Source organism: Pseudomonas sp. G.S.17 (assembly GCF_038096165.1).
GTDB lineage: Bacteria > Pseudomonadota > Gammaproteobacteria > Pseudomonadales > Pseudomonadaceae > Aquipseudomonas.
This window is the reverse complement of sequence record NZ_CP151076.1, coordinates 1,521,537-1,544,328: the sequence shown is the minus strand read 5'-3', so window position 1 is coordinate 1,544,328 and position 22,792 is coordinate 1,521,537. Positions and strand designations below refer to the sequence as shown.

Annotated in this window: 28 protein-coding genes and 1 tRNA gene; 3 read left to right on the top strand and 26 right to left on the bottom strand. The window is 58.0% G+C overall.

Going from position 1 to position 22,792, the window contains the following annotated elements; translation table 11 throughout:
- Positions 1-12 precede the first annotated feature (12 nt).
- Positions 13-522: a DUF1353 domain-containing protein gene (locus AABC73_RS07075; RefSeq protein ID WP_341523008.1), complete on the bottom strand. Its 510-nt coding sequence runs from the start codon at positions 520-522 to the stop codon at positions 13-15.
- 62 nt (positions 523-584) lie between these two features.
- Here AABC73_RS07075 and AABC73_RS07070 point away from each other — a divergent pair, with 62 nt between their 5' ends.
- On the top strand, positions 585-1,253 hold the full coding sequence (locus tag AABC73_RS07070) for a hypothetical protein (protein ID WP_341523007.1): 669 nt from the start codon (positions 585-587) through the stop codon (positions 1,251-1,253).
- 15 nt (positions 1,254-1,268) lie between these two features.
- Here the strand turns inward: AABC73_RS07070 and AABC73_RS07065 are convergent, their stop codons facing one another.
- The 25 genes from AABC73_RS07065 to AABC73_RS06945 form a co-directional block, all read right to left on the bottom strand.
- Positions 1,269-1,733, bottom strand: coding sequence for a hypothetical protein (locus tag AABC73_RS07065; RefSeq protein WP_341523006.1), 465 nt, complete (start codon positions 1,731-1,733; stop codon positions 1,269-1,271).
- Positions 1,730-3,331, bottom strand: a complete 1,602-nt coding sequence (locus tag AABC73_RS07060) for a hypothetical protein (protein WP_341523005.1) — start codon at positions 3,329-3,331, stop codon at positions 1,730-1,732. Before AABC73_RS07060 ends, AABC73_RS07065 begins: the two co-directional genes overlap by 4 nt.
- Positions 3,331-4,272 carry a hypothetical protein gene (locus tag AABC73_RS07055; RefSeq protein WP_341523004.1) on the bottom strand — a complete coding sequence of 314 codons (942 nt, stop codon included), beginning with the start codon at positions 4,270-4,272 and terminating at the stop codon, positions 3,331-3,333. The genes AABC73_RS07060 and AABC73_RS07055 overlap by 1 nt, the downstream gene beginning before the upstream one ends.
- Positions 4,273-10,794 carry a tape measure protein gene (locus AABC73_RS07050; protein WP_341523003.1) on the bottom strand — a complete coding sequence of 2,174 codons (6,522 nt, stop codon included), beginning with the start codon at positions 10,792-10,794 and terminating at the stop codon, positions 4,273-4,275.
- 65 nt (positions 10,795-10,859) lie between these two features.
- The gene (locus tag AABC73_RS07045; RefSeq protein ID WP_341523002.1) at positions 10,860-11,081 is read right to left on the bottom strand and encodes a hypothetical protein; all 222 of its coding nucleotides are present in this window, start codon (positions 11,079-11,081) and stop codon (positions 10,860-10,862) included.
- A 41-nt stretch (positions 11,082-11,122) separates the two neighbouring features.
- A complete protein-coding gene (locus AABC73_RS07040) occupies positions 11,123-11,494 on the bottom strand; it encodes a hypothetical protein (protein WP_341522212.1) in 372 nt (123 codons plus the stop codon).
- Between the two features lie 76 nt (positions 11,495-11,570).
- Positions 11,571-12,050: a phage tail tube protein gene (locus AABC73_RS07035; protein ID WP_341523001.1), complete on the bottom strand. Its 480-nt coding sequence runs from the start codon at positions 12,048-12,050 to the stop codon at positions 11,571-11,573.
- Between the two features lie 56 nt (positions 12,051-12,106).
- Positions 12,107-12,493, bottom strand: coding sequence for a DUF3168 domain-containing protein (locus AABC73_RS07030; protein ID WP_341523000.1), 387 nt, complete (start codon positions 12,491-12,493; stop codon positions 12,107-12,109).
- Positions 12,490-12,924 (bottom strand): HK97-gp10 family putative phage morphogenesis protein, encoded by a 435-nt coding sequence (locus tag AABC73_RS07025; protein WP_341522999.1) that lies wholly within the window; start codon positions 12,922-12,924, stop codon positions 12,490-12,492. Before AABC73_RS07025 ends, AABC73_RS07030 begins: the two co-directional genes overlap by 4 nt.
- A 2-nt stretch (positions 12,925-12,926) precedes the next feature.
- Complete coding sequence (locus tag AABC73_RS07020) at positions 12,927-13,106, bottom strand: hypothetical protein (RefSeq protein ID WP_341522998.1); 180 nt, start codon at positions 13,104-13,106, stop codon at positions 12,927-12,929.
- A 10-nt stretch (positions 13,107-13,116) separates the two neighbouring features.
- Positions 13,117-13,437: a head-tail adaptor protein gene (locus AABC73_RS07015; protein ID WP_341522997.1), complete on the bottom strand. Its 321-nt coding sequence runs from the start codon at positions 13,435-13,437 to the stop codon at positions 13,117-13,119.
- Positions 13,434-13,733: a head-tail connector protein gene (locus tag AABC73_RS07010; protein WP_341522996.1), complete on the bottom strand. Its 300-nt coding sequence runs from the start codon at positions 13,731-13,733 to the stop codon at positions 13,434-13,436. Before AABC73_RS07010 ends, AABC73_RS07015 begins: the two co-directional genes overlap by 4 nt.
- Positions 13,734-13,910 carry a hypothetical protein gene (locus AABC73_RS07005; protein WP_159434371.1) on the bottom strand — a complete coding sequence of 59 codons (177 nt, stop codon included), beginning with the start codon at positions 13,908-13,910 and terminating at the stop codon, positions 13,734-13,736.
- A gap of 37 nt (positions 13,911-13,947) precedes the next feature.
- Positions 13,948-15,111 (bottom strand): phage major capsid protein, encoded by a 1,164-nt coding sequence (locus AABC73_RS07000; protein ID WP_341522995.1) that lies wholly within the window; start codon positions 15,109-15,111, stop codon positions 13,948-13,950.
- On the bottom strand, positions 15,108-15,776 hold the full coding sequence (locus tag AABC73_RS06995) for an HK97 family phage prohead protease (RefSeq protein WP_341522994.1): 669 nt from the start codon (positions 15,774-15,776) through the stop codon (positions 15,108-15,110). The genes AABC73_RS07000 and AABC73_RS06995 overlap by 4 nt, the downstream gene beginning before the upstream one ends.
- An 18-nt stretch (positions 15,777-15,794) precedes the next feature.
- Positions 15,795-17,063, bottom strand: coding sequence for a phage portal protein (locus AABC73_RS06990; protein WP_341522993.1), 1,269 nt, complete (start codon positions 17,061-17,063; stop codon positions 15,795-15,797).
- Positions 17,063-18,595, bottom strand: a complete 1,533-nt coding sequence (locus tag AABC73_RS06985; protein WP_341522992.1) for a terminase TerL endonuclease subunit — start codon at positions 18,593-18,595, stop codon at positions 17,063-17,065. The genes AABC73_RS06990 and AABC73_RS06985 overlap by 1 nt, the downstream gene beginning before the upstream one ends.
- On the bottom strand, positions 18,574-18,999 hold the full coding sequence (locus tag AABC73_RS06980) for a hypothetical protein (protein ID WP_341522991.1): 426 nt from the start codon (positions 18,997-18,999) through the stop codon (positions 18,574-18,576). The genes AABC73_RS06985 and AABC73_RS06980 overlap by 22 nt, the downstream gene beginning before the upstream one ends.
- A 145-nt stretch (positions 19,000-19,144) precedes the next feature.
- Complete coding sequence (locus tag AABC73_RS06975) at positions 19,145-19,468, bottom strand: HNH endonuclease (RefSeq protein ID WP_341522990.1); 324 nt, start codon at positions 19,466-19,468, stop codon at positions 19,145-19,147.
- Positions 19,469-19,473: 5 nt separating this feature from the next.
- A complete protein-coding gene (locus tag AABC73_RS06970; protein WP_341522989.1) occupies positions 19,474-19,725 on the bottom strand; it encodes a hypothetical protein in 252 nt (83 codons plus the stop codon).
- Positions 19,718-20,191, bottom strand: coding sequence for a hypothetical protein (locus AABC73_RS06965; RefSeq protein WP_341522988.1), 474 nt, complete (start codon positions 20,189-20,191; stop codon positions 19,718-19,720). Before AABC73_RS06965 ends, AABC73_RS06970 begins: the two co-directional genes overlap by 8 nt.
- Positions 20,192-20,705: 514 nt before the next feature.
- A tRNA-OTHER gene (locus AABC73_RS06960) sits at positions 20,706-20,800 on the bottom strand.
- 83 nt (positions 20,801-20,883) lie between these two features.
- Complete coding sequence (locus AABC73_RS06955) at positions 20,884-21,069, bottom strand: hypothetical protein (RefSeq protein WP_341522987.1); 186 nt, start codon at positions 21,067-21,069, stop codon at positions 20,884-20,886.
- Positions 21,032-21,421: a hypothetical protein gene (locus AABC73_RS06950; protein ID WP_341524185.1), complete on the bottom strand. Its 390-nt coding sequence runs from the start codon at positions 21,419-21,421 to the stop codon at positions 21,032-21,034. Before AABC73_RS06950 ends, AABC73_RS06955 begins: the two co-directional genes overlap by 38 nt.
- Positions 21,422-21,426: 5 nt before the next feature.
- Positions 21,427-21,753, bottom strand: a complete 327-nt coding sequence (locus AABC73_RS06945) for a phage holin, lambda family (RefSeq protein ID WP_341522986.1) — start codon at positions 21,751-21,753, stop codon at positions 21,427-21,429.
- Between the two features lie 167 nt (positions 21,754-21,920).
- On the opposite strand from AABC73_RS06945, the gene AABC73_RS06940 reads away from it, so the two are divergent.
- Both AABC73_RS06940 and AABC73_RS06935 read left to right on the top strand, forming a co-directional pair.
- A complete protein-coding gene (locus tag AABC73_RS06940; protein ID WP_341522985.1) occupies positions 21,921-22,145 on the top strand; it encodes a DUF6555 family protein in 225 nt (74 codons plus the stop codon).
- 295 nt (positions 22,146-22,440) lie between these two features.
- The gene (locus AABC73_RS06935; RefSeq protein ID WP_341522984.1) at positions 22,441-22,632 is read left to right on the top strand and encodes a hypothetical protein; all 192 of its coding nucleotides are present in this window, start codon (positions 22,441-22,443) and stop codon (positions 22,630-22,632) included.
- Positions 22,633-22,792: the final 160 nt, after the last annotated feature.

Sequence of the window (22,792 nt, the reverse complement as noted above, 5' to 3'; positions counted from 1 at the left end):
TGCACGCAGCCGTCAGTCGCTGAGCGAAGACGCGCCCGGACTTGTCGGGGTCTTGGTATAGCTCCAGTGGCCACCAAGCCGAACACCGAGGAAGAAAATCAGTGCCCGCCAGCGAGCCGTACCGTCACCAGTGGTCAATGCGCGGTAATAGATGTCGTCGCACTCCCTGCGGCTGAGCGGCCCGAAGGTGTACAGCCAGTCATGCAGAATCGAAGCGCGCATGCCGTAGCCGACCAGCAAGCCGTAGATCGCCAGCGCAACGACCGCGATGATGATCAGCGCTGCACGAATCCACAGATACGAATCAACCAGCGTGCCGCCAGTCAGCGCCGTGACCGCACACCACCGGCAGATTTCCCGAAGGATGCGGATCGATGCAAGATCACTGACGAAAGTGATCGGCACGGTGATCAGTCCGTGCACCAGATCGTTAAATCCCATGGCCTGCCGCATCTCAACATCCCAGCGGCTGATAAAGCGGATGTCTGGCCGTACATCGAATTTGCCGACGGGTATTGTCATGCTTTTCTCCAGGCACAAAAAAACCGCTCAATGGCGGCCGGGATAGCTGAAATTTGTAGTCGATGGATATCGCTAAACCAGTGGCAATATTTCGCAATGAACCCTGCGAATCCGAGGTTGTCATTTGTGATGTAGTTAATGAAAACGTGCCAAAGGAGACCGGCATGGGTAGCACAACGGAAAATTCTTTCATCTCAGAGATTAAGTTTTTCGACCTGCTCTTAGCGCAATTCGGCGGGAGCCAAGGCGAGTTACCAAGTGCAATCGCTTACCTTACCCAAGCCTCGAATGAGGACCATCCTGCACGAAAAGCTAGCCTCATCCGAATTGCTCGCGTCAAACTCCGGCATGCAGACATAGTTGGCTCCATCTTGCTGCAGATTTCGACAAACAAGGCAGGCCCGTTATCGACGAGGATTGATCGAGATGAATTCAAAAGGTTTCTGAATATCAAGGGTATAACGATTGACGATTATGATACTGCGCCTGTATCCCTGAGAGAAGTTTCGAAGACTAAGCTTAAGCGTCCAACTGGCCCTCACTTCAGCCACAATCCGCAAAAATATCTCGCGGCTAATATCCTTACTGAAGAGCACCAGATTGTTACCTACCAACGTCTTGTCGGTCTTACCGAGGACTCTAATTTCATCTCTGCCCTGAACTATGTTAAAGCTCGCCAGATCGAACATCGAGATGAGTTTATCGAAATGCTACGGAGGCTTACGCATTAAGATTAAAGACCACGACTATGCGGGCAATTCCAGCACCGGAAGTTCCAGCAGGAACGCTTCGACTGTTGGCTGCTCACGGCCGCCGGCCAGCACGAGGGCAAGCTGCTCATAGGCGTAGGCCCAGACCTTCGAGCGCCAGGAGCGGAAGGCGATGCCGTCATTCTGGAACTTGGGCACGGCTGGCTCTTCGGCATAGCTCACAGCCGTGGCGATACTGTCGTAGCGGGCGGCAATGGCGGCGGCGTCCATCTTGGCCTGGACGGCGGTCTCGTAGAGCTTTGACACCTCCTGTGCATCCGGGATTACGGCGTGCACTTCACTCAGCTTTAGCCACCCATCACCCGACCACTGAGCAACTTGCTTGCCAGTTAACTTCATCGGCTTGATTGGTGTGCTGTTGGGTGGCAGAGGCCCAGCCTCGTCAAGAATTTCAACTTGACCTGAGAAATAACCTTTTTCGTTCCACTGATATAAAATCATGCTACCGCCTTGGCTTTAATATAGGCTTCTGCACCTGAACTGACGGGGGCTGTCGGAGTTGCAAACTGAGTTGTTCTATCAAAGAAGAACTCCAGCAGGCTACTTGCTACGTTAGTATAATCGGTGCCGTTTAAGTTTCTTGCAACCGAACATATTCTGTTCCCGTTAGACGCACTGACCTGCCAATCCGCTGATGAGTTAAGTATCCCAGCCGGGTACCATATTGCCCCATTTGCCGAACAATATGTGACACTAGTAGGGGCGCCTACCCCGCCGCCAGTAATCAAAAACGACGACTGACCTGCCACTATCTTTCCCCCTCCGAACTCGGCACCTGTGACCGTCCTGGCGATAGACCAATTAATCCCATCTTTGGAAAATAAGGTTCTATTGATGCCGGGGGCTGTAATTACGAAAATACCAAGCCCATACTCTAAGGACCATGTGGCGCTAGCCGGGAGGGTAACGGGTGTCCAAGTAATCCCGTCGGTAGATACCGCCGCCGCATTAGAGCCGGTTAGACCGTTGATACCCCCTACTGCAACAAACTTGCCGTTACCAAAAACTATATTCCCCCAGTGGGCCGCTACCGGCATTGTACCTGGTGTCCAAGTTACCGCATCGGTAGAAGTGAGAACCACCGTACCGGTACCGAATTGGTCAGTAATACCATCGACTGCACAGAGCATCACATACTTGCCATTTCCAAACGCTACATCGCTCCACTGGCGATTGGCTGGAAGGGTGACAGAGGTCCAGGTAAGGCCGTCGCTAGATACTGCGCAAGTAGTAGAACCTACCCCGCTTCCATTACGGTTGTAGGTGGCAATAAACTTATTATTGCACCAGCGCACGTAGCGCCAGTAGGCACCAATTGGCAGAGAGCCGCCCGCCGTCCAAGTCAACCCGTCTGTCGATACTGCCGTCGCCTGCCCATTCTGACCATTTGCGGTGGGGATAGAAGAACCAGTTATTGCTACAAACCTTCCAGCCCCGTATGCCATACCTGTCCAATATGTCGAACTAGGCATGGTGATAGCAGTACGCACTGCTCTGGTTAAATCAGAAATAAGCCCGACTTGCCCAAACAGTAGAGGATATGCCGACTGGGAAAATACACTACCGTCCGCTGGTAGATAACTTGCATCAGGCGTTCTGGAGGTTATCAGAAGGTCACCGATTGCCTGCCCGAGCACCGCAAGTTCGAAACCTGACTCGTCTTGTCTTACCACCAATGCTTGCCCAGCATGGCCCGCCACAGCAGGAAGGCCCGCCGCTGAACCGGCGGCTGCGGCTGACAATGCTGCAGAATTTGCAAACGCGGCGGCTGCGTCACGCGCAGCTTGGGCGGCCCCCATGGCGCCAGAGGAAGCTCCTGCCGACGCCAAAGCCGCCGCAGCGCTGGCCGCCGCCGCATCCCTGGCCGAATACGTAAGATCGACCGCTTGCCCCATCCAAACAGTGGTGGCGTTGACCTGCGTTGTCCACGGGCCGATCTTGGCCGCCCAAGCATCCGCAATGATCGGATATTGGGCCGAGGACATACCCCGGTTCGGTGCCGTTGGTAGCTGTTCAATAACTGGGCCGACAGTAGCCATCAAATAAGACTCCCAACATCAAGGGCGCATTCCGACACTGCCGGATTGCTGATAATGATTTGAAGGTCGCGGTAACGACCGAAGATGATTGTTTCTTGTCGCGCCGGATCGCCGATGAATACCGCGCCTTTCGCCCGCAGCCGGCTCAGGAATGATTTCTGGTAAGAGACGTCGTCGGTGACGATGCGAACATCGAACTGCACCCGATCCCGGAAACCGCGCTCAATCATGCTTTCGTTGCCGAAGTCGTCGATTTCGCGAGTGGAGTAATCGGTGATGCCGGTCGTGGTTCCGAAGATCGTCTCGCCCACATTGGTGAGCGGCCCCATAGATGCCATCGAACAACTGGCCACGCCGCCCACATCTGCATCAATCACGACGCGGATGCTGGCCGTCCCATAAGCCGGGAGGTCCAGAATTGCGAACGTTGTTTTCCGGCGAATGGGCTTGAACAGCCACTCCCACATGCCGTTGGCCGAGGCATCCACCAGGCTGATGGTTGTCGAGCGAACCACGCCGTCAATAGGGTCGGTGATGGTGACGGTCGCCCGATAGCCAGTCAGGCCGAACAATGCGATGGCACTGACAACCTGTCCGGGCGTTATCGTGAAATCGATCTTTGTCGGGTTGGTGGTCGTGGTCCCGATTTTGTAAACGCGCTGCTGGGCGCCAGCCTCTCCCTTCAGCACGGCCGCGCCCTTGTCGAACATCCGCATCGCATTGATCGCGCCAAGGTCGAGCCATTTCAGCGGCGTCGTCGTTTCTGCCCCAGGTATGGCCGTGTTGGCAGCCGCAAGCGACTCCCACACGTGCCGGTTCCTGATGGTTTTCACGCCCAGCGCGTAACTCCCTGCAACCCAGTCCACCGCGCCAGGCTCAGTCAGTGGGACGTTTGTCACCAGCATCGCCGGGGTGATATCCACCTGATCAATAACGTCCATTTACGACTCCAGAACTTTGATGCCAACGGTCCGGATGGCGTCGAGGTGGGTATCGGCGCGGCCCGTGTTGAGGGTGGTTTGACGCAGGTAGGCCCGTTGTTCCTTTACCTCATCGGTCAGGGCGTTCAGGGCAGCCAATATTTCCTCACGGCTGCCGCCCTCCTCATCCGAGGAAGAAGATTTCGACGTGCTGTAAGGGGTCGGGCTTTCATATCGAAGCTCAGGCGCGCCGCCGGCGGCAAAGCTCGGCAATTGCAGAGCGTTCATCTGAGCCAGGAGGCCTGGGCCATAAGCGCGAACAGCGGCGGCATTCATCACGAACTCGCCCGCCGACAGGCGAGCCAGAATGCTGTCGCTGGTTCCGGTGCCAGGTCCGGAGATCATCCCGCCGGTTGCGTAAGCCGGGATCTCGCCGTTTTTCGCGGCATCCGCTTTGATAGCCGCAGCCAGTCCGGCAGGAGTAACCGCCCCGCTGCCCAGTTGGCCAGCCCAATACGCGGCGCCAGTAGGATCGACGTCACGCCCAAGCACGCTGTTGTAGACAGAGTTCAGATCGGAAGCACTTGGCGCGCCGCCGCTGCCGGTATAGCCCGAGGCAGCGCCAGCGGCCGAAGCAGTGGCCGCCATGGCCGCAGCAATAGCAGCGCCCAACCCTGCGATGGCGTCCTTGACCGACAGCACTGACGTGTCGATCCCGTTGAGCTTGTCGACCTGCGCTTGAGCGAGATCGAGTTGCGCATCGATCCGCGCCATCTCGGCGTCATATTCAAGCTTGGCGTCAGATATTTGCGCGGTCACCGTCTTCAGGAGTTGCTGCTCGGTGGTGAGTTGCACACCATTCACAGCGCTCAGCTCCGCCACAACGTTGGCCGTTCGGCCCTGGTCCCGCGCGAAGTCGTCCATGGACGAATACAGGTTAGTGGTGTTGGCATTGACCACGTCGAGCGCATCGTCCAGCCCGGTAATTCCCGCCAGCGAACCACCCGCACGAACTGTCGCGAGGGCGCTTTGCAATGTGGCCAGCGCTTGCGCACGCATCATTTTCACAGCATCAGCTGAAGTGCCATTCAAGGACTTGAGAGCGGATTCGAGCGAGTCACTGACCGAGGTCAGATCAGAGACGCGTGACTGGGCGGTTTGCAGCATGTCATTGAGCGATGCGGCCCGCGCGTTGTAGGCAGTGGTCAGCGCGTTCTGCTCGGCGGATACGGCCCGCTGCACGGCACTCAGCGCGGAAGTGACATTGCCGGCCAAAGTATCGGCCAAGGTCTTCGTCGCCTCGGCCGCGCTTTTTGCCTTGGTTTCAAGGATGTCGTAGGCACTGGCCGCTTCGCCATTGAGGCTCATCAGCGTTTCGTATAGCGCCTTACCGGCCGCTGATGAATCTTTTTTCGCCGCTTCAACCATTTCACGGAACCCCGCCCGAGTTTCCGGAAGGGCCACGCTCACGTCTTTGAATTCCTGGGTGATGCCAGCCAGCGAGCGAGCAGCGTTCTCCGATTCGCTGTAGAACCCGCTGAAGTACGTGTCCTGCCTGGCCTCAATGATCTTGTAGGCAGCATCAGCAGCGCTACTCATGTTGAACATGGTCAGCATCATTTGACGGCCGGATTCGGTCGTCTTGTCGATGCCGGACACCATATCCCGGAAGCCATCGCGGCTATCAGGCAGAGCAATGCTGAGCGCGCCGAATGCGTTACGCACATCCGAAAGCGCATTGTTGGTCTTCTCTGTATCGGTAAAGAAGGCGTCGTAGTAAGCCGCGCCCGCCGTATTCAGAGCCTCGATGCCGCCAGCCCACAGCGACAATTGCTCAGCCATGAAGCCGCCGGAAACGCTCATGTCGTACAGTCCGACATCGAGGTGACCGAGGATGCTGTTCACGTCCTGCAGGTTTTTCACGAACGCCTGCAAGCCAACGTAGCTGTAACCGCTCAGGCCCGCGTCGGTGGCTTTGGAGATCGATACGACAGCAGCGTCACCCAGTTGGGCAAAGAAGAAGTCGAGCTGCTCCTGAATCCACTCGGGCGTTGCGTCTTTGGTGCTGATGTTGCGTGACGCCATGTTCAGGCCGTCGAGTACCGACTCGTTCAGCTTGACGCCCAGGGCAGTGAACAGGCCGCCAGCACTTAAGACAACATCGTTGTACTTTGACCCAAGCGTTCCAAGGGTTTCGTCATCAAGGTCGTCGATGAGAAAACGGGTTTTACTGCTGCCCGAGATCAATCCGCCCTTTTTCTTCTGCTTGGTATATTTCTTGGCGTCGAATTCTCCATTCTCAACGCCGAGTTGAATCCCGGTGTCTTTGGTCTGGTAGCCAGTGCCGAATAGCTTGCTACCGACAGCAGTCCATACCATCTGGTGGAATGTCGAGCCGCTAAGGATGGCTGCCCATTTACCGCCAACAACCTTACCGAGGACTTTATCAACACTCTCCAGAAAACCTGCCTGAAGGACGCCGGGCGTCATGGCGATGTTGCCCAGGGCGGTGCCGCCAGCGCTGTCGCGAACCTCGCCAGCATCCGGACGGACGCCAGCGTCGTATAGCTTGCCACTCTGATACATGCCCATGATGACGGCGAGTGGCCACATGGCTGCCGCACTGCTCAGGGCTGACGCAGCTTGTCCGCTTAAGCTGGCCGCCGTTGCTGCTGCACCCGCCTCGGCCGCCGCATAGGTGGCCGCCGTAGTGGTAGCCACGCCGGTAGTGAACTGGGCGCCAAGCGCTGTGGCGCCCTCGGCTACCGCGCCTGCAAGCGAGGCGGTTGTTATTCCCTCGGCTCCAATTATCGCCGCCGTCTGAGCGGCAGTCGCGCCAGTCACGGTTTGGATAAGGGTGTTGACGCCACCCTTCACGATTCCAGTTAATTGGCTGATCTGACCAGTGTAGTAATTGACCCCGGCCGAGGCCGCGCCACTCGCGCCGCCGCTTGCCCAGCCGGCCGCAACATCTGCCCCGGCGCCGGTAATGGCGTTCCAGACCGAATACAGGTTTTTGCCCAGGTCGGCCATTGAGCCCAGCCCGCCAGAACCGCTAGAGCCAGACGAACCGCCAACAGTCCCGAGCAATTTGCCCCAAACCGAGGACAAGCCCTGCCCGTTATCCGTGCCGGTCAGCCAGTTGCTGATCGACGCCAGCAGCGGCTTGGTGGTGAGCATGTGAGCAATTTCGCCAAGGGTCTGTTTAAAACCCTTTTCCAGCTTGTCCAGCAAATCCCCTGCACCATCGCCGATATTTGCCCAGGCATCAGCAAACACACTGTCGATGCGATCCACTGCGCCTTCGGTCATCTGGCCCCAGATCGTCGCCTTGCTCTGGTTGACCTGGTACTCGTTGCCGAGCTTGGCCAGTGCATCCTGATAAAGCGCAGCGTTCGCCGGGTAGCGAGCAATGGCGGCGTTGAGCGCATCCTGTTCGGCGGTGAAATCCTTCAGAAGTTTGGTCTGCGGGCTCAGGCGGTCGACAATCCCTTCGACCTGGCCAGTCTGTTCAAGCGCCTTGTTTGCATCCAGCTGGGCCTTGGTGGTGGCCACCAGCTGCTTGTACTCTTCGCTGCCCACCGCAATGTTCTTGCCTGCCAGCGCCACGGTCACCGATTTCTCGATGTTGTAGGCCTCAAGCGCATCCTTGCCCTGGAGCGTAGCGGTCGCCTGTTTCAGGATCCCGTCGACTTCAGCCTTCAGTTCCTTGATGTTTTTTGAAACGTCGCGGCGGTCCTCGGCATCGTGCAGCGCGTTCACCGCGGCGGTGACTTTGTCGCGAGCGCCAGCACCCGTTTTAAGCAATTCCTCTTCGATCTGCTGCTGAATGGTGATCGCACGAACGTTATCAGCGCCGGACAGATATGCAGCTGCCATTTCATTGGCAGACTTGGTCGAGATACCAGACTTGGCCAGCAGGTCGTCGAGCGCTTTGGCCTGGTTCTTCAGGGCCGTCGCCGCAGAATTTGCGGCTTTGTCCACGCGCTTGTTCGCTTCAGTGGTTGCGTCTAGCTGCGCGATGGCGGCGGTCGCACGATCAACAGGCGATGCTTTGGTCACTACCGGCGCCGCTGGCGGCGTGGGAGCGGTGCCGCCGTTGGTGAGCAAGCCATAACCAGACAGGTTCTGACGCGGCATATCAGTGCCGGTCGCAACCCGCACGGTTTGGTCAATAATCCGTTGCAGCGCCGCAACCTGCCGGGTCGCGCTGTTTTCGGTTGCCTTTGCGGCCTCGTCGAGCGATGTTTTCTGCGCGGCAGCGGTCTGTGCTGTCGCATCTTCAGCGGCGTACAAGGCGACCAGCTTGAGCTTGAGCGATGCCTGCTCGACCTTGTTACCTTCCTTGATCGCTTCCTGATATTTCTTCAGCGTGTCGGTTTGGTCGGCAATCAGTTTTGCCTGGGCGGCTTGGGCAGGCGTGGCCCCCATCTTGGCAGCGGTGTAAGCGGCTTCAGCGGCAGCGTTCGCGCCGAGCAAATCGCGGGTCTTGGTAAGCTGCTCAATGTATTTATCCCAGGCGGCTTTGCTGGCATCGCTTTGGCCTGAGGCTTGCTGCGCGACTGTAAGCCGTTCGGTGCTGGAAGTGGCGGCGACGTTGGCTGTGTTGACGGTGGCCAATATCTTCCCGAGGTCGCCAGCCTTCTTGGACGTTTCTTCGTAGGCGCTCGACGATTCAGCAAGTTTCTTGATCTTGTCGTCAGTCAGGCCGGCATCTTTCCTTGCCCACTCGGTGACGCTGTCCAGGGTGCGCTGACCCTTGCGCACCTCTTCGATCATCTCGCCGAACTTGGCTCGATACCCATTGGCGTCATAACCGATCTGCAGGAAGGCTTCAGCGCCATCTGCGGAATATTTTCTGAGCGAGGCGCCGGCCGACTCGGTGGCGGTGATTTGCTCCTCTGCCCACTTGATGGATTGGAACCGACGCTGCGACGCGCCCAATTCGTTGAACTTCTGGATCGACTGGTCAACGGTGGCGTTCTGGTCAATCAACGCATTGGTGGCTGTATCGGTGTGGCTGCTCAGCGCCAGGTAGCTGGCACCAAGCGCGGCCACAGTAAAGAGCAGCCCAACCGGACCGCCCAGCATTCCAAGCAAAGCGCCACCGGCGCGGCCAGCAGTGGAAGAAATCGCGGCGAACTCCGCTTTTGCGGCCGTGGCTGCCTGAGTTGCCGCAGTGTCCTTGGCCATCGCAGCCGATTCGACGTTGAGCGCCGTGCCCAGCTGGACCGACGAAACCTGAGCGGCACGTTTTGCCGCTGCAAGCTCCAGATCGGTCGCCGCCAGCGCTTTCGTGTACATCGCCTGTTCGGCGGTACCGACAGAAAGCGCGGCAGTGTATGCCAACTGATCGCGCTGGCCTTGAAGCAGACGCAGCTTCGCTATCGTGCCTTCTTCCGTGGCGCGTGCGACAGCAACATTACCTGCGGCCTCGGCCACGTGGGCGGCAGAAAGCGAGGCTGAGGCGGCCGTTTCTTCGATCTTGGCTGCGGCAGCGGCGCGAGTGACAGCGGTCAGCTGTACCCATGTGACGATGTTCCCGGCAGCTTTGACGCCAGCCTCGGCAAAACCAGCCGCAACCCGACCCAGCGCGGCGATCAGGACAACCCCGAGGATCTCGGCCAGTGTTCTACCGTGCTCCTCAAGGGCGGCCATTGCGGCAGGAACATTTATGGCGTTCAACGCCTTCGACACGTTGTTGATCGAGTCGGCCATCGAGGAAGTGGTGCCGCTGAACGCATCAGCCTCGCCAATGATCTTGGTGAAGGAGGTTTGAATACGGGTCAGTGCAGTCCCGACGGTGCTCTGCATTTTGCCGAACAGCGCATCGACGGCTCCCTGCTGAGCCTGCAAAGCCTTCACGACAGAGTCAGCAGTCAGCTTGCCTTCGGCGCCGAGAGCCCGGAGAGCGCCCACAGATACGCCCATGCCTTTGGCAATTGCCTGGCTGAGCGCGGGGGCCTGCTCCATTACCGAGTTCAGCTCTTCACCGCGCAACGTGCCAGAGGCAAATGCCTGGCCAAGCTGAATCAGTGCCGCGTTCGCAGACTCGGCAGAAGCGCCGCTGATCACCATCGTTTTGCTGATGGTTTCAACGATACCGGCAACGCCCTTCCCGCTCAGCTTCAGCGCGTCCTGGTTCTGGGCGATCCGCTGATACAGTTCAGCGGTGGCGCCAAGTGGCTGTCCGGACTTCTGCGCGATAGCGAATACGGCATTCTGAGCCGCTGTGAATTCCGCGCTGCTCGACGTCACCAGCTTCAGCCGGTTGGCAACGGTTGTGTAGGCTTCAGCCTGTGCCAGCAGAGCGCCGGCGCCAGCACCACCTACCGCCAATGCGAAAGCGCCCTTGAGCACGTTTGATGCGGTTTGCGCGCTCTTCCCTACGCGGTCGAAAGCCGAGTCGACTTTGCTGAGCTGGCTGTCAATCCGCCCGGTCGCCTTGGTAACCGATGCGTCGGCCTTGTCCATTTCTTGGCGAAGCTGCGCCGTCGTGGCTTCAAGCCGGATCAGCATCCCCTGGACTTCTTGACCTGACATACACGTTTCTCCAGGCGAAAAAAAACCGCCTCAATGGGCGGCTGATCACAAATTTATTCGCAGCGTCATGGAGACGCCGCGCTGTCCTGCAGGCGATTCATTGCAGCCGCCCGGAAACCCATGCGCGCCTCTTTGGCGGCCATTTCCTTGCTCGGCTTCTTCTTCGGCGGGCCATTAGGGTTGGTCATTTCGAGAAAGACCTTTTTCGCCTCCCATGCCAGGAAGATAGATGGCACCGAGGCCGTCCATGCTTCGCTGTCGGACCAGCCCAGCCAGCCGGTAGCCATGCCGTAAACCTCATCGACATAGCTCCGATTGGGGTCAGGCTTTACTTTTTTGGGGCTTTCGTCGCCGCCTCAGCAGCCGCAGCGTCAGCCGCAGCGAGGTCTTCCGCGCTCTTTGCGGCCGGGTTCAGCAGCGCCACGACGTAGTTGATCAGGGAAGGCGTCACTTCACCGATGCCGAAGTCGTAGATCTCTTCTTCCAGCGCTTCGACTTCCTTCGGCTTCAGCGTCAGGTTTGCGCCAGCGATGATGACCCGGGCGGCCGCGCCCAGTTGCAGCTTTTGCAGCTCCTGCAACGCAGGCGAAATACCGCCGAAGAAGCGTTCAAGCGCGCGAACGGCTTTCAGGTTGAAACTGAGGGTGTAGATCTCGGTGCCGACTTCAACGTCAACGGTGCCGTAGTTGGTCTTGGACATGTGGGGGTGTTCCTGGAATTAAGAAGGGAGCAAACGCTGCGCAGCCGGACGGCCGCGCAGTGAAACGATCAGCGGATCAAGGCGTGACAGGAACAGGCACTTCGTAGATCCCGGAGTTGATACCCACGGTCACGTTGCGCTTGATCACGTCTTCGGCGCCGCCCACGCCTTTGCGGGAGCTCATGACCTTGACGGCGAAGTAATCGACCAGACCATCGACGTACTCGACTTTCACCGGGTAATCGAACTGGGAGCGATCTTTCTGCGCAGCGACCAGAGCCAACTGGCCAGCGTCACCAGCGTCAAAGCCGATAGCGAGTTCAACTGAACCGGCGTCAGCCAAGCCTTTCAAGTGACGGGTGCGCGAGTCGGCCAGGGCCGAGAACGTCACGTCGCCAACTTCATCGCCGTAGTCGCCGATGTTTTCCAGTTCGCCAACTTCGACGTACGTGACGGCAGCCAGCAGCGTGATAGCGGCGGAATCCAGAGCCGGGAGTTTTGCCGAGAGACGCGGACCAATGGAAAGTCGCGTACCGGCAGCGGTATTAACAGGCATGGGTAGTCCTCCTGAGGACAGGTGATGTAGCCGCAGCGCGGCCGGAGTGGCGGAAATTAGTGTTGAGTGATGATGCGCAGCGTGACGGAGCCCATGTAGGTGATGCCGTCAGCGTCACGATTTGATTCTGTACGGATGACGCGGACCGATACCGCGTTGCCGGTGCTGAGCGGCAGTTTCACTTCGTCCAGGGTTTCAGCAATCTCAGCATTGATGCGCTTAACCTCGGCCTGGCCTTGGTGATCGCTCCAGACACTGAGGTAAAACAGCCGGCTCTCCCGCTTCTTGCCTGAGATCGGCGAGGTGTTGTCTACAGCCTCGTAATCAAGCGTCACGTAGGGATACGGAGTGCCGCTCTCTACGGCGTCGAATACAGGCACCGTCAGAGCCGCTGACAGCCGCTCAAACAAAGCCACTTGCAACGCCCAGCTTGGATTGCTCATTTGGCCTCCGCAGCCTTGCGCAAGGTCGAAGCAACCGCCTTGGTGATCAGGTCGACAATCTGCTCGCGGTTCATGTCGTACGACGGGCGAAGCCATGGATGCGCAGGCCGAGCAGCGACAGTGTTGTCGCCCCGGGTGTACTGCTTCGTGCCGTATTCAAGGAATCGGCCGTAGAAGAACTTCCGATTATCTTTCTTCCCGCGAATACCAATCTGCGCATCGAGGCCGCTTTTCGAGACAAACGCCTCGAGCTCATCCTCAATGTGCTCCGAAGAACTCGGGTCGCGTGGAATCAGGCGCTGCTGGGTGGCAAGCACAAGATTGGCAGCCTGGACCATCGCCGGGCGCAAATCGCTCTCCATCTGGTTGCCGATCCGGCGCAGCAGCCCACGCAACTTGAAGTTGCCCTGCACGCTTGAGCGCCGGGCCACGATCAGGCCTTATTCTTCGCTGGTTTCTTGTCGGCCACCGGCTCAGCCGGAACGGGCAAGACTTCTTCAGCTGCGCGGCGCGCGATCAGGTCAGCACCGGTCGCGGCGTCAACGACGAATTCATCGCCTGGCATCTGGACGCCAGTCGGACCGGACAAACGGGATAATGCTCGAATTTTCATGGTGAAAACCTCAAGGGTTTGGAACGTTGGAGCACAACAGGCGGAGCATCGAATGCTCATTGTCTGGAAGTGCGGCTTCAATCAGGTAAGTGGTGCCGTTATTGACGATCCGGAGCCCGGCCAGAAGGTCGGGCGCCGGTCGAACGCGGATCTCTGCGGTGACCAGATTTTTGATTTGCTGGGAGACAGGAGCCGTTCGGCCGGTTGGCATCGTGACCTCTGCCCAAATCTCACGTAGGCTCACCCAGCCTTGTGAATACCCGCCCCCACCATCGGGGACTTTCTGGCTTTTCTGCACAATGCACCGGTGACGCAGTGGCCCGGCCCTCATCCGAAACGCTTCCTTGTCCAGAGCAGGGCCGTAACCCCCATCGGGACTTGATTCGCGGCAGCGCCGATGACGACCTCCTCGCGGTTGGCGTACCAGTGACCGACGAGCAGAAGAATCGCCTGCTTGACGTCATCGGTGAGGGCCATCTGATCAGAAGTCACCGGCGTCTCTGCGATTCGGCGGTCGCAATGCTGCTGGACGTACTCAACAGCTGCGGACAGATAGGAGCCGATCAGCGTGTCTTCAAGAGTGCCGTCGACCCGAAGGTGAATTTTGACCAGCGCGAGATCAATCATTTACTTCACCACTTTTTTCGCCGGCTTCTTATCTTCAGGCTCGGCGTCTACTTCTTCGGCGAGGTCCATGCCGATTAAGGCCTCGGCGATGGCGTCATCCACGTCACGCTCTTCAAACTGGTTGAAGTTGCCCGCATGGAAGTGTGAAAACTGGCGTAGCGCTCGAATCTTCTTCATATGGCAACGGGGCAGTTACCCGCCCCGTCCTCGGTAGTTACGCAGCCGGGGTGAATGTGCCTTTGATGATCGCGGTCGGACGGTAGTGAGTCACCGCCAGCCGTTCTTCGCACAGGATGGTCAGCATGTTCTTCACGAAGTTGTCGCGATCCTGGTTGCTGATCTCGATGGTCGCGTCCATCCGGTCCCAGATCTGCGAAGCCAGGTCGAAACCGCCAACGGTGAAGGTGCCCTGTGCCTGGGCCTTGGTGGCCACAACCGGCAGTCCCCACAGGACTTTGGCCGCGAATGCGGCAGGACCGCCGAAGATGTAACGACCGTCGGCATCTTTCAGCAGAGAAATGGCGTGCCAGTCGCGTGGGTTCAGGATCACGCCGGACGCTTCAAACTCCGACTCGCTGGTTTGGAAAATGGCGTGGGCCAACTGATCCGCGCGAGTGTCACCGGCAGCGTTGAGGCTGGTCGCGTAGGCAGTGGCCACCATGTTCAGGCCGATCAGGTTGTCACCGGTGCCGTCACCATTGAGCAACTGGCCTTCTTCAGCCAGATCCAGGCCGAACAGCAGGCGGCCGTTCACGTAGGATTCGAGCATCGGCGCATCGTCCATGATCTGGCGCGAAGCCTGGATCCAGTGAGCAATGGTTTTGACGTTCGCGGTTTCCTTGGTGAAGGTCAGCTGCGACTCAGGCTTCAGAGCGCCTTCAGCAACCGGCGCGGCGCTGTTGGTGAACACATTTTCGCGAACGTATTCGATAGCGTTCGACGTGGTGCGGCCCTGGGCCAACAGATCACGAATAGTGAGCCGGCGCAGTCCAGGCATCAGGATGCCGGGATTCTGTCGAGCCTGAACGAGCGCCGCAGCCGAGCCAGCGCCAGAGCCTAGCGCTTTGCTGAAGCTCTTCACGTCGACTTTGCCCGACGTGGAGCCGTTCCAGCCCTTTTTCAGGTCTTCAGCGGCGCGCTCGGCAAAGGATTTCTTGTGCTCTGGATTATCCAGATTGCCCGCTGCAAGCTTGGATTCCAGGTCAAACAGGCGCGTACCGGAGGTTTTCAGCTCTTCCTGCAGCTTGATGAAGTCATCCTGCAGTTTTTTGCTGATCTCGCCAGTGCTGGAAATCTCTTTCTTCTGTTCATCGAACAGGCCCTGAATGCGGGTCTGTTGTTCTTCGATGGCTTTTTCGATCTTGGCCAATTCGGTCATGATTTGATTCCTGAAGGGGTGAAGGAGTTGATGCGCTGCAACAGCGCTGAAATTTCGCCACCTTCGGAATCGCTCCGAACTGCGGACTTGATGCGGGCGATGAACGCCAACGCTTCGGACTTGGAAAGGCCGGCTGAATCTCTCAGCCAGTGCTCCGCATCACGAATTGATTCGATTGTTTCCATGCTTTTCAGCGACGAGATGGCCGCGTCTTCATTCGAAGGCTCGGTGCAGATGCTGATCTCGCGCAGGCGCTGCATGGATTTGAAGGCCATGCCGCTCTGAATTCGGTCGAAGTCGCCAGCAGCCGCCAGAAAGCCAACGGAAAGGCCGCCGACCGTGCCGTGCTGCATGGCCGCTTTGAGCGCTTCAGACTGGGGGTTGCCGGGGGTGAGCTCGCCGCGAGCAAGTAAGCCCTTGCTGTCCTCTTCGAGGTGCAGCCACTTGCCCACTGGGATCTCGTTGCGCTGGTGGTTGAAGAACATCGCCACCGCCCGACTCTGACCGGTCAGGGCCTTGGCGAACGCACCAGGCAGGATGATGTCGCCATCGGCATCAACCTTGTTGAAGACACTTGCGTAACCCTCGAACACACCCTGCGTGCCGTTTCCCGCGAACTTGATTTCAGCCTGTTCAAAGGCGATGGTCTTTTGAATATTGGACATTTGCTGACTCCAGAAAAACTAAACCCCGCTAGGGGCGGGGTTCGTTTTGCCAAGCTGATCAAGCGGCACGTTTTGCGATTGTCGGGTGGCGACATCGCCGCCAGGCAGCGAAGGCCGGTTATCGAGACGGCGGCCTTCGTTGACGGTGAGCAGTCCGGAATCAATCTGAGACTTCAGATAGTTCGCCCGCGCGGTCGAGTCACCCCGCAACAAACCTTCGAGGTTGTGCTCGGCGTGGAGGCGGCCAACATCGGCGGGTTTAAGTAGCCAGCGCTCGATGGCGTACTCCCAGCGATTGATAAAGGGTGAAAGCGTGTACTGCAGAAACCCGAGATTCTGCTGCTCGATGCCCGAACCCCAGCTGGTGGATTTTTCGACATCGCCCACCAGGTGCGGAGGCACACCAAAGAAGCGCGCCACTTCGCTGACCTGAAACTTTCGGGCGGCCATTGTCTCGGCATCCTGAGGGGTTACGCCGATGGCCTGGGTGGTGAAGCCTGCCTCAAGAATCCACAGCCTTTTCTTAACCGGGCCGCCTGAGATTTCCTTGAAGTTGACATCGAGCTGGTCGCGCTGCGCTTCGGTAAGTGTCTTTTCGCCAGTCGAAAGGATCTGCGGAGACTTCGCGCCATTGGCGTAAAAGTCGCGCTGCTGATCTTCCATCGCAACCGCGACACCGGTTGTCTTGGCGCCGAACGCAATTGGCGACAGACCGACCAGGCCGTTAAAGCCGAAACCCTTCAGGTGGAATATGTCGCTCTGCTTGAAGTCGACGTATTCGGTGTCGCGCTTGTAGCGGTAGACGACGCGCTTATTCTCCATCCTGACGTCCATCTGAACGGTCATGAGGGGCATAAGGCTAATCACGTCGCCAACGCTGTTTCGCTCGATGAAAGCGTAAGCGTTACCGTAAAAACACAGCTGCATGGTCATCGCTTCGCGAAACTCCACCGCCGTCATGTACTGGTTCGGCATGAAACGAAGCAGGCGGGCCAGCGGATTATCCAGCCCGACCTTGTCGCGATTGCCGTCCTTCGTCTCGAACACGTCCAGCGGCAGGCCGGCGGTTACGGTTGAGATCAGGCGGACGCACGCGAACACCGTAGCGATCTGCAAAGAGCGCTCGTCAGAAACAACCGAGTCACCAACCGTGCCGGTGGCGGACATAGGTCCGGTCTGTGATCCTTTCTCAGGCGTTACAAGGCGGCCTCCCGTGAAGAAGCTGGCCATGCGCGCCCAGAAGGGGCTGCGGGTGCGCAGATCGATGCTGTAGTCGGTATCGGCCATTAGAAGCTCATTGGTCTGAAGAGGAATGCATCAAGGTCGGCGGGCGCTTCTTCTGACTCGCCACTGCTGGCAGCAGAGACGGCCATCGCCAACGCGACCATGCCGTCGATGCGGCCAGTTGCCTTGGCCTTGGTAAATTTTCGCCCGCCGGCCGGATCGGTCACCGTCACCGCGTTGGCCGAACACATCGTCAGCACCGGATGCATGGCGTGACGAAGCTTTTTCGCCAGCAGCATTGATTCGAATTCGCGCAGCGCGGGTGACATGCTTTGGAATCCCTGCCCGAACTCATGGAACCGGCTCAGTTCTTCCTCTGAAAATCCCGCCCTGATCAAGCAAGGCTTAAGAAAGCGCATGTTGTACCGGTCAAAGTTGATGACCTGAACGTCGCATCGGTCGAAGACCGTCCGGAGATACTCGGCGACAAAGTCGTACTCAATCGCACGGCCTGGGCAGGTTTCTAGAAAACCATCCCGCGCCCATTGGTCATACGGCACCCGGTCGTTTCGGGATTTTTCCGTCAAGCCCTCTTCCGGAAGCCAGAAGGTAGATTCGACATCGCCGTCTTCAGTGACCAGCTCTAGGGAGGTCAAGTCGCTGACCGCCGACAAGTCCAGACCTCCAAAAACACGACGGCCGTCAATTGAAGCCGGTTTGCCGCCGTTTTCAGCCCAGATTGTCCGGTTTACGAAGGGGCTGCGGGCCTCGACGCGCTGATTCAGAATCAGGTTTCGGTAGGCAGGCTCGCGGCTGGGCAGGCGCTTCGCGTCCGACGCCTGGCGAAACACCTCTTCCTTGTTCATGAAGTCGTCGAAGTGCGGATTTGCCGCCCGGATTGCCTCTTCGCTGAACGGGTCCAAGTCCAGCGGCGCGGTGCAAATCTCAACTTTGTTGCGCGGATCGGCACCGGACAGAGCGTCATCGATCAGCAAGCTCAGCAAATCGGCATCGGTTGGGGCCTGGGTGCTGATGATGATCGATAGCGGCTGCTCTTGTGCGGCGCTGGCAGTCTCAAGCGCTTCATACAGCTGGGAGCGTGGCCCGACGACCTGGCCCAACTCATCGTGAATCATCAGTGCCGGGCTCAAGCCAAACTTGGTGGCCGCATCGGCGCTGAGTGCCTTGTATAGCGTGCCGAGTTCGCCGCAGAGCAATTCCTTGGCTGTGTCGCGGATATTCACGTAAGTGGACAGGTCTTCGCTCATCCGAACGACCTTGGCGGCCAGTTCAAACAGGATGGCTGCTTGGTCGCGGGACTGCGCCGCGCTGTAAATCTGTGAGTTCGGACGCGCTTCAGGGCCACACAGGTGAAGCAACACGATGAACGCGCTCAATGCAGTCTTGGCGTTTTTGCGTGCCATGGACAAAATGAACGTCCGGGTCGGCGAATCATAGATCCGGACCATCCACCCTTTCTGTTTGGTGGTCAGCTTCACCTTCTTGCCGACCATCTTCCCTTCCGGGATGCAGCAGAAGCTTTCTATCCACTTGATATTCCGCTCGGCCCTGGTCAGTCGTTTTCGCCCTGCCATGGTTTACGTCCTTTCGCGGATGGCACTGCCTTGTCCGCGCGGACCAAGCTTTGCTGTGTGAGGCGCATTGATCTGAGGAGCGCATTCATCGTTCGGGTTTCCCGCTCAACCATGGCGCTCAACTTGTCATAGCGTTTGAGGCCTTCGTCTTCCAGAAGCCAGGCAGGGTCGAACGATTCAAGCTGCTGAGCCAGAATGTCTGACTGCACCTTGTGCCGGCAGTACTGGACAAGCAGCGCGGCGTTCTCCGGGCCGAACCAGTCAGCAGGCCGGGCATTCACTACGGTGACCCAAGTCACCTTTTGGGCCGGGGTCAAGCCTGCCGGTGGGACCATCCGGGAGTCGACACCACCGGGCTTGGCCACATACAAGGAGGCAACTGATTTTCTGCCTCTTTCGGCCATGGCGATTTACCAAAAAACTACGGATTAATGAAAGGAAAGGGCGGGAGACGATTTCCGGCTTGACGACTTCTGAAGTTTCCCCCTCCCCCGCCCTATTTCGGTGCATGCACCATTACAGAGCGCTTCGGATGAGAGTGTTTCGCATTCATTCGGCCGGATATCCATCAGGCCCAATCGTCTGCTTGTGCCGATATCCAAGGTCGGCTGCCGTCTTCTTCTCGTGGCATCCGTTGCCCCCATTGCAGAGCACTTGGCAGTTCGCCTCGGTGTCGTCACCATCCTTGAACAGTGGCACCTTGTGGTCGAGCTCAAAGCCCGACGGATACTCAGTGAGCCGACGGCATACTGCGCAGCATGGGTCCTTCGTCCAGACAGTCAGGCGGCGCTTCTGCAGCGCCCGACCAGTGATGCGCTTGCTGGTGTCGTAGTGGCGAGACTTGAAGGTGAATGAGCGATTGTCGGTACCCATGCTGCTTATACCGCTTCGGCAAGCTTGGGCTCGACGCGAACGTCACCCAGGACGGCGATCTGATCGATGTATTCAGTGCCTGGCAGCACCCGCAGCGGCTGGACCGCCATAACGGCGATACCAAGTTCGGTATCTGCAAAGGTGACGTCATCGAACAGGACGCCACCGACGAAGACATCGCGTAAACCTCGGCCGTCATCGCCAGTGTGGACGTGCGCCTGCTTGAAATACTCGCTTTCTGTCTTGGCGCTAGTCATTGGCAGTCACCCGCTTCAACTGCTCAGCGAGAAGCTCTTCCAAATGACCTACCAGCATCGCGCTGATGTTCAAGCAAGATGGATGGTCCGCAGCTAATCGCTCGTCTACCAAGCGAACGGTTAGCTCGATGGCCTGCTCAAGCGGGTCAAGCATGAAGTTGATGGCCTCACCCTGGATGGCGGTGGCCTTGGGTGCTTCTGCTGCGGCATCACGCAAACGGCTGCGCATGTTCGCTGCGGCTTCGTTGGTAATGCGTGCGGAATGCTCTCTCAGACTGAAGATGGTTTCGGACACTCGCGGCTTGGTACCCGGCGAGCCGAGACCACGCTCGCAGGAGAGATCGTGCGAGGCGATCTGTACGTGATGGCCGTATTCAGCGCGCAGTGCTTTGTCGATCAATTCGAGTACGTGCGACTTGCCCGAACCGACATCGCCGATAACAAGGATCTCGATAACTTTGCTCATTTGGCTCACTCCACTGTTGCGTTAGGCCAGATGCACTGAGCGAATGCCAGCGCTCCAGCGGGATCGTGATCAGCTGGCATGATCATTGGGAATGGCGGGTAGCCTGGCGTGGTGACTGACCAGGACTTCTTCATCGTGGCGGACTCAGGCTCGTCAGTTCAAACTCGAAAGGCCCGATGTACAGGCGTCTAACCCGACTTTTCACCGGTAGGCGAACGTAGTAGAGGCGCCAGTGGAAAGGCCGAAAACAGATCAGAAGTATTCCCGCTGACCGCACCCACGCGATGAACCAGCCATTCCCGTGATAGGCGTCGAGGTATCGGCCAGATGTGCTGAACCTCATTGCTCTCACCTCGCGCCACGAAACGGCGAATCTGAAATCGTGGCGCGGAGTAATTTGTGTGCCCTACTGGTTCCCTGCCGACTGATTACCCTGCGCGTCAGGTCGTTCGTTCGTCAGGTAGGCGTGCACCGACGCCTCGTTTTAGTTCTGCCTTGCGGCCTTCCAGTAGGCGGGGGCCGGGAGGATTCAAACCTCCGACATCCAGGCAGTCTTTCGGTATTTGCAACTACCTAAGTCCTGGCGCTCTACCACTGAGCTACGGCCCCATTGAAAATTGGAGCGGATAGAGAGAATCGAACCCTGATAGCCAGCTTGGAAGGCTGGCGAGCGACCTGCGCTACCCGCGAAACTACTTGCTCTGACTGCGAACGATCTGCGCATCGACCTGATCGGCGCATGTATCGAGCAGATTCACCGCCCGATCCTTCAGCGCCCAGAGATCGCCATTCAGGGCAAGGTCATCCTCGCTCTGGCTGATCCGCTCACAAGGGATTAGCTCAGGGGGTTCGAGCCTTACCGCTGTTGTCTTTACCACCAATGGCTGGGGGCTTCCCGCGCAGGCCGTCAGGCAAAGGCTGATCAGCCCACTTGCGAACAGCCGGACTCTTACGCTTGAGGTCTTCAAAATCTTTCCTTGCCTTCAGGGCTTTCTGTTCGCTGTCTTTCAGGCGCTTGCTGAGGTCGGCCTGATAGTTAGCGTTTCTCTTGGCCTCGTCGCGCAACGTGGTGATTGTTGCCAAGCTCTCGGCGTTCGCCTTGATCGCATCGTCCTTACTCTTGGTTTCAATGCTGACCCGGCCTTCTAGTGCGAGCACCCGGTATTGCTGAATGCCCACCAGCAGCACACCCACCAACGTGATAACGCAGGCCAAGGCGAAGGCTTTCAATGTGGTCATGCTGAATCCGCCTTACGTCCGAGGAACCTGATGATCAGATCCCTGATTGCCGTCACGCCGACGAAGCCAATGGTTCCGCCGGCGGCGACTGACAAGCTGGGCGGCCAAGCCATCCATTCGATGACACTACTGGCTGACAGACTCAGCGAGCCACAGATAAGCGCCTCTAGCACGATCCGCCATTTGTTCGCTTCCTTGGCTTCGTACAGAACACGCAAGAAAGTAATGGTCGCGGCCATGATTGCCCCTTGCCAGAGCGGTGTACTGAGGACGAGCCAGACCTGCACCCAGAAGTCAGGAGTTTTCTCTGGCATGGATTTCATCCGCTATCCTCCCTTTCGGGGAGCTATAAACAAAAAACCCCGGCAAATGCCGAGGCTTGGGAATGGGTGCACAACTAAACAGCGGCCATCATTGAATTTTTTCTGAGCCAGAGAATCGATTCTTTCTGAACCAATCTGCTCAACGTCAGAACAATTAAGGATCAGCTATGGCGCAGGACAATCACTACCGTATCGACTACCTGCTTCAGGGCCTGTACAGGACCTTCTACATCCGAGCTGAAACTATGAGCCATGCGGAAGCATGGTATTGGGCGACGGTCGATGCTGGGCTAGGCCAGATCCCCAAATACAGGAACGACAAGAGTCCCAAGCTGAGCAAGCCGCAAGCTGAGAGCCTTGGACTTACCAGTGTCGAGTGGAGCTTAGCGTGATTAGTTGAGGGTCTTTCCCCTCAGTCCGCCAGCGCCACTCCGGAGCAACAGAGGATAGGGGCACGCTGGCTGCCGGTGTTCTGCAGTACACGTGACTACCGGCTATACCGTGTCCAGGCCCGCCCGAAGGCCCACCCTGGCAGTGGTCTGCACACAAAAACCACCTAGACAGAATAATGCTCCCGTCAGCGGACCGCTGTCACAGCTGACTTGGAAACCTTTTCGAAACGGAAATCGCTATCGGGCATTGCGACCAGCCAATAGACTCGGCCTTCACCTAAATGGAGTTGTAAAAATGGATGCCAAACAAAAAGCTTGGGAAATCACAATGGCCTTGGTCGCTAAGGGCGACGTGAGCATCGACCTGGATAACTACTCGAAAAGTATTGAATTGATCGAAGCGATTGCCGATGGCTTCCAGGAGGCCTATGAAGATAGGTCGCAGCTAGAGAGCGTTAAGGCCATGGAGTCATTGACGCGACGGTAGAAATCAAACGCCCAGCTCATTGGCTGGGTCTTAAACAGGGCAGATGCAGATCCATGACCAGAAGATCAAAATTCGATCATGCATCTGCGTTCGGCGCCGGCCGCGTAGTCGCAACCCAAACGCCTATCTGCGCCCGCAGAGCAAGGAGCCAGGGCTTTCG